Origin of the sequence: Symbioplanes lichenis, assembly GCF_030709675.1 — a bacterium.
Lineage (GTDB): Bacteria > Actinomycetota > Actinomycetes > Mycobacteriales > Micromonosporaceae > Actinoplanes > Actinoplanes lichenis.
On the sequence record NZ_JAUZQD010000024.1, the window covers coordinates 39,787 to 51,960 of the forward strand.

Consider the following 12,174-nt stretch of genomic DNA (forward strand, 5'->3'; position numbering starts at 1 on the left):
ACGTGCCACTGACGAACGATGCTGCGCCTGCCGCTCCTCCCTCTGGTCAACCGGTGGGGCTAGAAGTCGTCGTCGAAGGTGACGCCGCCGGTGACGCCGACCTGATAGGCGGAGACGCGGCGCTCGAAGAAGTTCGAGAGCTCCTGGACGTCCTGCAGCTCCATGAAGGCGAACGGGTTCCGCGAGCCGTAGAGCGGGGCCAGGCCGAGCACGGCCAGCCGGCGGTCGGCGACGTGCTGGAGGTACTCGCGCATGTCGGCGCTGCTCATGCCGGACACGCCCCCGCCGAGCAGGTCCTCGGCGAACTGCACCTCGCACTCGACGGCCTCGGTCATCATCGCGCGCACCTGCTGCTCCAGCCCGGCGTCGAAGAGGTCGGGCTCCTCGGCGCGGACGGTGTCGACCACGTCGAAGGCGAAGGCCATGTGCATCGACTCGTCGCGGAACACCCAGTTCGTCCCGCTCGCCAGCCCCGGCAGGACGCCGCGGGAGCGCAGGTAGTAGACGTAGGCGAAGGCGCCGTAGAAGAACAGGCCCTCGACGCACGCCGCGAAGGCGATGAGGTTGAGCAGAAAGGCCCGCCGGTCCGCCTTCGTGGTGAGCGAGCGCACCTCGAAGACCGAGTCGGTCCACTTGAAACAGAACTCCGCCTTGCGCGCGATCGACGGAATGTTCTCCACCGCCGAGAACGCCGCCTGCCGTTCGCCGAGATCGGGGACATAGGTGTCCAGCAGGTTCAGATAGAACTGGACGTGGACGGCCTCCTCGAACAGCTGGCGCGACAGATAGAGCCGCCCCTCGGGCGAGTTGATGTGCTGATAGAGGCTCAGCACCAGATTGTTGGCCACGATGGTGTCGCCGGTGGCGAAGAACGCGACCAGCCGCGACACCAGGTGCTGCTCGGCGGGCGCGAGCGCGGCCAGGTCGGCGAGGTCACCGTGCAGGTCGACCTCCTCGACGGTCCAGGTGTTCTTGATGGCGTCCTTGTAGCGGTCGAAGAAGTGCGGGTACTTCATCGGGCGCAGGGTCAGATCCAGGCCGGGGTCGAGCAGCATCACTGGCAGGCCTCACAGGAATCGGGGTTCTCCAGGGAACAGGCTTCGGCCGGCGTCACGGACACCGTCGCCTGCTGAATGCGCGTCGCCGGGCGCGAGCGCAGGTAATAGGTGGTCTTGAGCCCGGACTTCCAGGCGTGCAGATACATCGAGGAGAGCTTGCCGATGGTCGGCGCGCTCAAGAACAAATTCAACGACTGCGACTGATCGATGTACGGAGCCCGCGCCGCCGCCAGGTCGATCAGTGCCCGCTGCGGAAGCTCCCACGCGGTCCGGAACAGCTCGCGAACCTCGGAAGGCAACGCCTCGATGCCCTGCACGGAACCCTCGGCCCGCCGGATCTGCTCCCGGATCGGGGCCGTCCACAGGCCGCGCGCCTTGAGCTCGCGTACCAGATAGGTGTTGATCTGCAGGAACTCGCCCGACATGGTCTCGCGCTTGAACAGGTTGGACACCTGCGGCTCGATGCACTCGTAACAGCCGGCGATCGACGCGATGGTGGCCGTCGGCGCGATCGCGACGAGCAGCGAGTTGCGCAGCCCGTGCTCCTGGACCGCCTCCCGCACCGCGGACCAGCGCGACGGCTGCGAGACCGTTGCGCCCCACAGGTCCGGGTGCAGGTCGCCGCGCGCCGCGCGAGTCTCGGGAAACGCGGGGTGGGGCCCGAATTGTGCGGCGAGTTCCGCCGACGCCTCCAGCGCGGTGAGGAAGATCTCCTCCTGGACCCGGGTCGACAGCTCGAGCGCCGCAGGAGAGTCGAAGGGCAGGCGCAGGGTGAAGAACGCGTCCTGCAGACCCATCAGCCCGAGCCCGACCGGCCGCCAGCGCGGGTTCGACGCCGCCGCCTGCTCGGACGGGTAGTAGTTGATGTCGATCACCCGGTCCAGGAACGTGACCGCCGTACGGACCGTGGCGCGCAGCCGGTCCCAGTCGACGCCGTCCGGGCCGACGTGGGCGCCGAGGTTGATCGAGCCCAGATTGCAGACCGCGGTCTCGGCGTCGCTGTTGACCTCGAGGATCTCGGTGCACAGGTTGGACAGGTGGATCGTGTTGCCCGGCGCGCCGGTCTGGTTGGACAGCGCGTTGGACCGGTCCTTGAACGTCATCCAGCCGTTGCCGGTCTGCGCGAGCGTGCGCATCATCCGGCCGTACAGGTCACGGGCCTTGACGGTTCTGACGGCCTTCTTCTCGGCCGCCCGGTAGGCCTCCTCGAACTCGGCGCCGAACAGGTCGGGCAGCTCCGGCGCGTCGGACGGGTCGATCAGCGACCAGTCCTCGTCGGCCTCGACGCGGCGCATGAACTCGTCGGGGATCCAATGGGCCAGGTTCAGATTGTGCGTACGCCGGGAGTCTTCGCCGGTGTTGTCGCGCAGCTCCAGGAACTCCTCGACGTCCGGGTGCCACGGCTCGAGATAGACGCACGCCGCCCCCTTGCGCCGGCCGCCCTGGTTGACCGCCGCCACGCCCGCGTCGAGGGTCCTGAGGAACGGGACGATGCCGTTCGACCGGCCGTTCGTCCCCCGGATCAGGGCGCCCCGGCCCCGGACGCGCGACCAGGCGATGCCGATCCCGCCGGAGAACTTCGACAGCCGGGCGACCTGGTGGTAGCGCTCGTAGATCGAGTCCAGCTCGTCGCGCGGCGAGTCGACCAGGAAGCACGACGACATCTGGGTGTGCCGGGTGCCGCTGTTGAAAAGCGTCGGCGAGCTCGGCAGGTACGCCAGCGACGACATCAGCCGGTAGAAGCCGATCGCCTCGGCCGGCGTCCGGGACAGCCCGCAGGCCACGCGCAGCAGCCAGAACTGCGGAGTCTCGACCACCGCGCGGGTGTGCGGGTGGCGCAGCAGGTAACGGTCCGCCACGGTACGCAGTCCGAAGTACTCGAACCGCCGGTCGCCGTCCGGGTCGGGGGCGTCGTCGAGCTCGGGGGCGTGGGCGGCCACGAACGCCGCGGTGCCGTCGCCGATCAGGCCGAGGCTGTGGGCGTACCGGATGGACTGGCTGAAGGTCTCGACGCCCTGGCCGCGCACCTCCCCGGCCACGAAGGCGGCCAGCAGCCGGGCCGCGAGCCGCGAATATTGCGGCTCCTCGCCGATCAGCTCGGCGGCGGTCCGGATCGCCAGCTGATCGCGCTGCTCGGCCGTGGCGCCGGCGGGCAGGCCGTTGACGGTCCTCGTGGCGATCCGCTGCGGATCGACCTCGTCCAGGCCGGCGGCGTGACGCCCGATCGCCTCGGCGATGTCGTGGGGGGCGACTTGCATGCTCTCTCCTCGCGAGCCAGGGACGCGCGAGGGGGGACGCCACCGGCTCCCGGGCGAGAGCGCGCGGGAGCGGCATGACGGCGTCGGCCGTCCCGCGCGGCCTTCGACCGCCGCGCACCGGTCGGTGCGCGGCGCGCTGGCAGGTCTTCGGACTCGCGGGCGCCGTGCATGCTCCTACTGGCCGTCGCTTCCCAGGCCCGGGGGCCCAGTGCTGTGTGACGGCGGTCGTTCCCACTCACCGCTGCGGGGCAGTCCCGGACTCGCACCGGGTTCCCTCTTGCCTCGGCCGCCCGCGGACGGGCGGCCGAACCAGCTGCGAGAGACACCATATATGGGCGTGCCGTCGGCGTCGCAACACCAGATGGTGTGTCGCGCTGTGGTGCATCTCACCGGCTTCGCTTCACCTGGCCTCGCTTTGTCGGGCGCGGCTCACCGGCCGTGGCGGAAGCGGTCGCTGCGGCGGCGGGACCGGCGGGTGGCTGCGGCGACGGCGGCGCCGATGACGGCCACACCGCCCACGGGTACGGCGAGCCAGGCCGCCTTCGGCACCTCGAACCCGGCGGTCGTGGCGGGCGGGGCGGCGACGGTGCTCGGTGCGGTGCTCGGGGTGCGGCTCGGCGACGGGCTGGGCGAGGGCCGGTCGAGGTCCTTGCCGACGACGGACTTGATCCAGGGCAGGATGTTGTCGATGCGTCCCGCCGCGTCGGAGCCGGTGTGCGGGCACGACGGACCATGACTGACCACGCCCACCACGGTGGCCGTGCCGTCGGCGGCCTCGGTGAAGTAGGGCCCGCCGGAGTCGTGCTCGCAGGCGCTCGTGTTGCCGTGCGGCGACTTGCCCTCCATGCCGATCTCGATGTCGCTGATCGACGTGACCCGGAACGTGCCGGTCTGCATGCGCTGCGGCAGCTTCGTCGCGTTGCGGCTCGTGAAGCCGTAGCCGGTGAGCCGGACCGTCGTGCCCACCTTGGGCGCCTTGCGGGTCAGCACCATCGGGGTGACGTCGGTGACCGGCCGCGCGAGCTTCGCCAGGGCGACGTCGGCGCTCTTGTTCTGCTTGACCGCGACGATGTCGATCTCGTGGCCCTCGTCGGTGGTGAGATCGGCCCGGTTGATCACCGCGATCGTCTCCTCGGCCACCGTGCGCGAGACATGTTTGCCCGAGAAGGTTTTGAAACAGTGCCCGGCGGTGAGGATCCAGCTCGGCGAGATGAGCCCGCCGGAGCAGGCGCTGTCCCGGGTGCCGCCGTCCGCGGTCGGGATGCCGTTGTCGATGATCTTCACCGCGAACGGCCACTTGCCGACCGGCGCGTTCTGCCCGCGCGCGATCGCCCCGGCGGGCGCCGCGGGCAGGGCGACCAGCGCCGCGGTCACCATCAGGCCGGCGGCCACCACTCCCTTCCTGCCCGTGCGTGCGAGGTGCCGATGCTCAGGGTCGCTCATCCACTCATTCCCGACTGGTCCGGTGCCGCGCCAAGGTAGCCGCGGTGACTGCTCGGTCTCCAGATCACTCGACGCTCAGCCGCCGCCGATTCGTTGCATGGCCGGGACGATAATCGATCTTGTCGAGCCGGGGCGTCCCGCGCGGTCATGCCCCCGCGGTCAGCGGGCCGACGCTGTTGGGCAGGCCGGTGCCGGGCAGCGGCGCCGTGAGCTGCGTGATGGCGAGCCCCTCGGGCCACGCCGCGACCAGTGACACGCCCGTGCCCGCCAGCCGCACCCGCATCCAGTCGGGCTCCCAGACGTCCTCGGCGCCGGGCAGCACCTGCACCCGTACGGTCGCGTGGGCCGAGTCGCCCGCACCCAGCACGACCTCACCGTGCGGGCCGGCGCCCGCCGGCACGTCGAAGGCCGCCGTGAACGCCTGCGACCTCGGCCCGGTGAGCCGCACCCCGAGCGGCCCCTCCACCCGGCACGCCGCGGACGCCGTGTTGGTGAGCGTCAGCCGCACCTCCTCGAACCAGGCGTCCTCGTCCCCGGTCATGCCGGCGTCCTCCCCGACGACCGCGAGCGCCCCCTCCGCGCACGGGCTCGCCGTCCCCGCCTCCGCCGTCGCGGCGTGCGCGATCGACCCGCTCGCCACCACAGCGATCCCCGCCACGACCATCGCCAGCACCCGCATGACCTGAGCCCCTCGTCCCGGCCGGACCGTCGTGGTCCGGCGCACAGGAAAGACGGTATTGAGATCACGAGCGCGACTGCTCACGGATTCGTGCCACGTGCACCCACAGCCAAGATCGAAGTTGGTACCTTCGCGCGATGTCCATCTTCGAGAATGCGGGTCGCCGGGTCGTGGCCGCGGCGGCCGCCGCGACCGTGGTGACCGGCTTGTCACTGACGACTGTCAGCGCCCGACCGGCGCTGGCGGCCACGACGACGATCAGCGTGAACGCCGCCGCCGACCCGGTGGGCGAGCTGAACAATCCCGCCTGGTACCAGAACTTCTCCGAGCTCGGGGAGCGGGATCTGGCCCGGGTGGACGAGCTCGCGCCCCGGGTGGGCCGGGGCTGGGGCAACGTGACCTGGTACTACGACGAGACCAAGGACACGTACTCCTTCAACAACAAGACGTTCGACCAGGCGGCGGGCTACGCCGACCGCATGCTGATCAACTTCGGGCAGTGCGACCAGGTGCTCATGACGCTGCAGGCGCCGGCCAAGTGCCGGGAGGTGCTCAAGACCGGGATCCGGGACCGCAAGCTGCGCTATCCGGGGCTGCAGTACATCGAGTTCTTCAACGAGCCGGACAAGATCTGGGACCCGTCGCCGCCCGAGACCGACACGAGGCTGCCGGTCGGCGACTACTACAAGTGGTACCAGATCGGTTACTCGATCATCAACGAGGTCAACGCCGAGCTGGATCCGGGGCTCAAGCTGCGGATCGGCGGGCCGGCGGCGTACGAGTTCGACGCGCGGTACCTGCAGGACTTCATCAACCTCTACCAGGCCGACACCAACCCGGCCAAGCGCCTCGACTTCGTGTCGTTCCACGACTACTCGCACGACGCCAACCCCAGCGCGGTCCAGGGTCAGAAGGCGCAGGTCCAGTCCTGGCTCGGCAGCACGACCACGCCCGTCTTCGTCACGGAGTACGGGATCTTCGCCGGTGACCAGTCGGTGGGCCCGGTCGAGCAGGACCAGGTGATCCACGCGGCCGCCATGGCGACGCTCGGCAACTACTACGTCCAGGGCGGCATGGACATGCCGATGCACTGGGTCTACGAGCACAACAACCCGCGCAAGTCCATGTTCAACAATGCCGTGGACGGCGCGGTCTTCCCGTACTACAACGTCGTCAAGATGCAGACGATGCTGAAGAAGAACCGGCTCGCGACGCCCGGGACGGCCCCGGCCAACGGCATCGGCGTCAACACGCTGGCGACCCGGGACGAGTCCGGCGTCGCGCTGATGACCACGAACTACCAGTACACCGGCACCGCGAGCAACACGGTGCAGCTCAGCGTCACGCTGCCCCCGGCGACGTTCAACGGCCGCCAGGTACGCGTCCAGCGCTACCTGGTCGACGCGACGCACAGCAACTGGAACGTCACCAAGTCCGGCGGCGAGCTGGAGAAGGTCGAGGACTACGTGCTTCCCGCGGGCACCACAGCGGCCCCCGCGTCGTACACGCTCAGCCCCAACGCCGTGTCGCTCGTGGTGCTGTCGCCGATCACGTCCGTCGAGGCGGAGGACGTCACCCCGGTCACGTCGGCCGGCGACCCCGCCTGGGACATCACCGACCCGGCGGCGAGCAAGGGCCTGCTCAGCCTCTTCGAGCCGGACGCGGTGGGCGACCAGGCGTCGTACACCCTGCGCGTGCCGGCGGCCGGCCCGCACCGCGTACGCCTGCGGATGAAGCACGCCCCCGCCCGCGGCGTCACCCAGGTCGCGATCAATGGCACCCCGATCGGCGCCCCGATCGACCTCTACTCCACCGGCTACTCGTTCACGGACCACGATCTCGGCGTCCGTACCCTGCGGGCCGGCGACAACACCGTCTCCTTCACCGTGACCGCGCCGGGGGCCGAGGGCAGCCACAGCATCGGCGTCGACACCTTCGTCCTGGAACCGCAGTACGGCTTCCGCGTCGAGGCGGAGAACCGGGTACCGGTGAGCCCGACCGGCCACCAGGTGCTGGTGCTCGCCGAGGACGCCGCCAGCGCGAAGGGCTACGTCACCGCGGGCTTCACCGCCGTGGGCAACGCCGTCCGCTACCGCTTCACCGTCCCGGTCGCCGGTCGCTACAAGCTCACCACCGGCGTCAAGATGTTCCCGAACCGCGGCATCTGCCAGTGGTCGTCGGACGGCGCCGCGATCGGCACCCCCAAGGACCATTACGCGGTCAGCCCGGCCTACGGCCCGCAGGAGGTCGGCGTGCTCGACCTGCACGGGCCCGGCCCGGTCGAGCTGACCTGCACGGTCACCGGCAAGAACGCGGCGAGCAGCGGCTACCACCACGGCATGGACTACTTCGAGTTCGTCCCCGCCGACACCTGATCCTCGCCGTCCCCGCCCTGCTGCCGTGCTCGCCACGGCCGGTCAGGCCGGGGGCGTCCAGGTCCGGAACCGCCGGAGGACCGCAGCCACCGCACCCGGATCGGTGAGCTGGTGCAAGTGCCCGCCCGGGACCTCGGCGACAGTCCAGCCGCGGTCCCGGGCGTCCCGGGCCACGGCGTCGTACGGCGGCCCGAACACCAGGTACCCGCACGGCCGGTCGTCCCAGCCGGCCGGCGCGGGGATCCGCTGCTCGTAGTAGCTCACGGGCAGGCGCGGCTGCTCCGCCTCGACCGCCGCCCGCGTCTCGGCGTCGGGAAACAAGCGAGTGACGTCGGCCTCCGGCCACCACGTCGTCCACGCCGGCACCCAGAGCCCGGCGTTGCTGTGGGCGACGAGCACGATTGGCTGCTCCCCGGGCAGATGGGCGAGCGCCGCGTTGACCGTGGCGGCCAGGTCCTCCCCGGCGATCAGCGTGGGCATCACCACCGTGGCGCCGGCGGCGGTCAGCTCCGCCGCCACGGGCGCCCAGGTGCGCGGGCCGAGCAGGAGACTGTGCAGGAGCACGAAGGCCGGTTCCACGGACCCATCGTGGTGTAATTCCCGTGTGCAGCTCAACCCTTACGGCGCCGACGCCGTGCGGCTGGCGGTCGCGCTGGCCAACGAGCGGCCGGCGACGCCCGAAGCGCTGGCCGAGCGGTGCCGCGCGGCCGGGCTGCTGCTGGACGGCCCGCCGGGCGAGGACGATCTGATCCACGTGAAGTCCATGCTGGACGACTGGGAAGCGGTCGTCGACGCCGGCGACGACGAGACGCGCGCCGCGCGGTTGAACGCGATGCTGGCGGCGGCCGCGGCCTACCCCCGGCTGACCAGCCACGGCGGCGGCTGGCATCTGCACTATCGCGACGAGGGCCGGCCGCTCGGGGCCGTACTCCATGCGCTCGTCGCCGTGGGCACGGCCTTTCACCTGGCCGGGCGCGGGATGCACCGGCTGCGGCGCTGCGCGGCCGGCAACTGCTCGCTGATCCTCGCCGACCTTTCGCGGACGGGCCGGCAGCGCTACTGCTCGACGCGCTGCGCCAACCGTGACGCCGTCCGCCGGCACCGCAGCCGCCGGGCCCTTTGATCTGACCTTTTGCCGGGCCGGAAACCGCGGGAACCGGGCGGCCGCGCGGGGCGACCTATGCAGCATGACTGCGACCGTGCAAGCCACCTCCGCTCCCCCGGCGCCGCCGTCCCGGCGCGGCTTCGGGCCCCTGCTGCTCCGGCTGCACTTCTACGCCGGCCTCGTCGTCGCGCCGTTCATCCTGGTCGCGGCGCTGACCGGGCTGGCGTACGCGTTCACCCCGCAGATCGAGCGGGCCGTCTACGCCGACGAGCTCGTCGTCACGCCGGGCGGCGCGCCCCGGGCGCTGTCGGAGCAGATCGCCGCGGCGCGGGTCACGCATCCCGAGGGGACGGTCGCCGCGGTGCGGCCCGGGACCGGGGACACGGCCACCCAGGTCGACTTCACGGCGGCGGGACTGGACGAGGAGCACAAGCACACGGTGTACGTGAACCAGTACACCGCCACGGTCACCGGTCAGCTGACCACGTGGTGGGCGGCCACCCCCGTCCGCACGTGGTTCGACGACCTGCACACGAATCTCAACCTTGGCCCGATCGGCCTCTACTACTCGGAGTTCGCCGCCAGCTGGCTGTGGGTCGTCGTGCTGGGCGGCGTGGTCCTGTGGTGGCGGCGTCAGCGGGGCCGGCGCAGCGCCCGCAAGCTGCTCGCCCCGGATCTCGCCGCGAGGAAGGGCGTCCGGCGCACCCGCAGCTTCCATGCTTCCCTGGGCCTGTGGCTGTCGGTCGGTCTGCTGTTCCTGTCGGCCACCGGGCTGACCTGGTCGGAGTACGCGGGCGCCAACTTCGGCCAGCTCGTCGACGGCCTGCACGGCAGCCGGCCTGCCGTGTCCACCGCGCTCGCCGCTCCGGCCGTGGCCCCGGCGACCGGGGAGCACGCCGAGCACGGGGGCGGCGCACCGGCGGGGGCGGCGACCGTCGACCCGGCTGCCATCGACCGGGTCATGCGGACGGCGACGGAGAACGGCATCGGCGGCCGGCTCACGGTCACCCCGCCCGCCGACGCCGGTACGGCCTGGACCGTCACCGAGGAGGACGCGCGCTGGCCGGTCGGGCGCGACAGCATCGCCGTCGACGGGACCACCGGCGCGATCAGCGACCGGATCGACTTCGCGGGGTGGCCGGTCATGGCCAAGCTCACGCAGTGGGGCATCTACGCGCACATGGGCGACCTCTTCGGACCGGCCAACCAGATCGTGCTCGCCGCGCTCGCGCTGGGCCTGATCACGGTGATCGTCTGGGGCTACCGGATGTGGTGGCAGCGCCGGCCCACCCGTTCCGGTCGCCGGGCCCCGGTCGGGTCTGCGCCCGCGCGCGGCGCCTGGCAGCAGCTGCCCGCCTGGGCCATCGTCGTGGGGGTGCCCGTGGTCTTCGCCATCGGCTGGTTCCTGCCGCTGTTCGGGCTGCCGCTGGCCGTCTTCCTGCTGGTCGACGTCCTGGTGGGCGCGCTCCGCAAGCGCAAGCCGCCCGTCCCGGTCTCCCCGGCGCCGGCCGGGAGCTGAGCGCTCCCGGCCGGCCGGAAAGTCAGCCCAGGAGGTGCTCACCGATCCAACCGCCCTCGGCGCACCCCGGCGGCACCGCGAACACCGCGGAGCCGATCGGGGTGATCCACTCGTTGAGCAGGTCCTTGTCGGCCAGGCGCTGCTGGATGGGCACGAACTGCCCGGCGATGTCCCGCTGGTACGCCGCGAAGATCAGGCCCGCGTCCGGCTGCCCGAGCGCGTCCGGGGCGCCGTCGTAGTTGTACGGCCGGCGCAGGATCTTGCGGGCCGGGTCCTCGACGCGGGCCCGGGTGACGTGCGAGAAGTCCGGCATCTTGGGCAGCCCCGAGTCGTCGAGCGCCGCGAAGTCGGGCTTGTCGTGCTCGTTCGTGCCGCTCAGCGGGGCGCCGGAGTCCAGGCGGCGGCCGACGGCGTTCTCCTTGTCGGCCACGGCCAGCAGGTCCCACTTCTCGATCTCGGCCCGCATCCGCCGCACGACCAGCTGCGTCGAGCCGTCCGGGTTCCACACCGCCGGGTCGATCTCGGCGCCGCGCGGGTTGGCCGTGCCGTCGAGCTGACCGAGCACATTGCGCTGGGTGTGCTCGGGCGCCTGGACGCCCGGGCTGCGCCGGAAGCCCTGCTGCACCCAGCGCACCGCCGCGAACGGCCGGGCGTCCTTGATGAGCATGCGCTGGGTGTGCGCGACCGTCAGCGGGTCGTCGGCGCAGATCTGCAGCAGCAGGTCGCCACCGGACCACTGCTTCTGCAGCCGGTCGATGGAGAACCTGGGCAGATCGGCGACCGGGGACTTCGCGGCCGCCCGGGCATAGAGGCCGGGTCCGAAGCCGAACGTCACGGTCAGCCGGGCCGGCAGCGCCGCCAGGGTGGCGTCCGTGTCACCGAGCGCCGGGGTGCCCCGGGTGAGACGGGCGGCGTCGTCGGACAGCAGGCGCATCATGCGGCCCAGGGCCCGCTTGTCCGTGCCGGCGGCGAGGGTGAACGCGACGAACGCGGCGTGCGCGGGCGGGTCCTCGGCCACCCCGGCCTGCCTCGGGCCGTGGAACGGGACGGTGGCCGTACCCGTGTCGGAGGCGGTCGTGGCCGCGACCGGGACCGGCGTCTCCGGGCGGGTCGCGGCGACCACCGTGGCCCCCGCGACCGCACCCAGCCCGGCCACCGCGCCCCCGGTGAGGATGCGGCGGCGCGACGTCACGGCGCCATGCTCCCCATCGGCATGGCCGGGGCCGACGGGGCGTAGCTCTCGCCGGCGCCCGCGAACGGCTTGGCCACCGCGGTGAAGGGCACCGTCGTGCCGTCGGCCAGCTTGAGCGTGAACGACACCTCGTCGCCGGCCTCGATCGCCGCGGCCGGCTTCATGAGCATCAGGTGGTCACCGCCCGGGCCCAGCTCGTGGGTGCCGTGCGCCTTGACGACGAAGCCGCCTTCCTTGGGCCGCATCACCATCTGGCCGTCCTGCATGGCCATCTCGTGCAGCTCCATGGGCGAGGCCGGGGACTCCACGCCGACGACGGTGACGTCCGCGCCGGTGTCATTGGTCAGCACGCCGAACGCGGCGGTCATGGTGCCGGCGGTGGCCGCCTTCACCCACGGGTCCTTGATGGTGAGCGTCGTGGCGGCCGAGGGGGCCGGCGTCGCCGCGGCGTCGGCGGAGCCGGTGTCGGAACCGCAGCCGGTGAGCCCCCAGGTGGCGAGGACCACGGCCGCGAGGGTCAAAGTGTTTCGCATGCAGGTTTCGTC

9 protein-coding genes, 1 pseudogene and 1 riboswitch are annotated in these 12,174 nt (G+C 71.7%); of the genes and pseudogenes, 3 read left to right on the forward strand and 7 right to left on the reverse strand.

Going from position 1 to position 12,174, the window contains the following annotated elements; translation table 11 throughout:
• Positions 1 to 59: 59 nt before the first annotated feature.
• From RAN62_RS38690 to RAN62_RS38705, 4 genes and pseudogenes are all read right to left on the reverse strand, one after another.
• Positions 60 to 1,055, reverse strand: coding sequence for a ribonucleotide-diphosphate reductase subunit beta (locus RAN62_RS38690; RefSeq protein WP_305789854.1), 996 nt, complete (start codon positions 1,053 to 1,055; stop codon positions 60 to 62).
• A pseudogene (locus tag RAN62_RS38695) lies at positions 1,055 to 3,262 on the reverse strand (ribonucleoside-diphosphate reductase subunit alpha); the annotation flags it as partial. The pseudogene RAN62_RS38695 and the gene RAN62_RS38690, both read right to left, overlap by 1 nt.
• Before the next feature lie 175 nt (positions 3,263 to 3,437).
• Positions 3,438 to 3,645, reverse strand: a riboswitch (cobalamin riboswitch).
• A 100-nt stretch (positions 3,646 to 3,745) separates the two neighbouring features.
• Positions 3,746 to 4,708, reverse strand: a complete 963-nt coding sequence (locus RAN62_RS38700; RefSeq protein ID WP_305789856.1) for a S1 family peptidase — start codon at positions 4,706 to 4,708, stop codon at positions 3,746 to 3,748.
• A gap of 196 nt (positions 4,709 to 4,904) precedes the next feature.
• Complete coding sequence (locus RAN62_RS38705) at positions 4,905 to 5,483, reverse strand: DUF4232 domain-containing protein (protein ID WP_305789857.1); 579 nt, start codon at positions 5,481 to 5,483, stop codon at positions 4,905 to 4,907.
• Positions 5,484 to 5,575: 92 nt separating this feature from the next.
• On the opposite strand from RAN62_RS38705, the gene RAN62_RS38710 reads away from it, so the two are divergent.
• Entirely contained in the window at positions 5,576 to 7,813 is a 2,238-nt protein-coding gene (locus tag RAN62_RS38710; protein WP_305789858.1) for a carbohydrate-binding protein, read from the forward strand.
• A 42-nt stretch (positions 7,814 to 7,855) separates the two neighbouring features.
• Here the strand turns inward: RAN62_RS38710 and RAN62_RS38715 are convergent, their stop codons facing one another.
• Positions 7,856 to 8,392, reverse strand: a complete 537-nt coding sequence (locus RAN62_RS38715) for an alpha/beta fold hydrolase (RefSeq protein ID WP_305789859.1) — start codon at positions 8,390 to 8,392, stop codon at positions 7,856 to 7,858.
• 25 nt (positions 8,393 to 8,417) lie between these two features.
• Here RAN62_RS38715 and RAN62_RS38720 point away from each other — a divergent pair, with 25 nt between their 5' ends.
• Both RAN62_RS38720 and RAN62_RS38725 read left to right on the forward strand, forming a co-directional pair.
• Entirely contained in the window at positions 8,418 to 8,936 is a 519-nt protein-coding gene (locus RAN62_RS38720; protein ID WP_305789860.1) for a CGNR zinc finger domain-containing protein, read from the forward strand.
• 64 nt (positions 8,937 to 9,000) lie between these two features.
• Positions 9,001 to 10,437 carry a PepSY-associated TM helix domain-containing protein gene (locus RAN62_RS38725; RefSeq protein WP_305789861.1) on the forward strand — a complete coding sequence of 479 codons (1,437 nt, stop codon included), beginning with the start codon at positions 9,001 to 9,003 and terminating at the stop codon, positions 10,435 to 10,437.
• 22 nt (positions 10,438 to 10,459) lie between these two features.
• Here RAN62_RS38725 and RAN62_RS38730 read toward each other — a convergent pair whose 3' ends face one another.
• Both RAN62_RS38730 and RAN62_RS38735 read right to left on the reverse strand, forming a co-directional pair.
• A complete protein-coding gene (locus RAN62_RS38730; protein ID WP_305789862.1) occupies positions 10,460 to 11,629 on the reverse strand; it encodes a Dyp-type peroxidase in 1,170 nt (389 codons plus the stop codon).
• The gene (locus RAN62_RS38735) at positions 11,626 to 12,162 is read right to left on the reverse strand and encodes a copper chaperone PCu(A)C (RefSeq protein ID WP_305789863.1); all 537 of its coding nucleotides are present in this window, start codon (positions 12,160 to 12,162) and stop codon (positions 11,626 to 11,628) included. The genes RAN62_RS38730 and RAN62_RS38735 overlap by 4 nt, the downstream gene beginning before the upstream one ends.
• Positions 12,163 to 12,174: the final 12 nt, after the last annotated feature.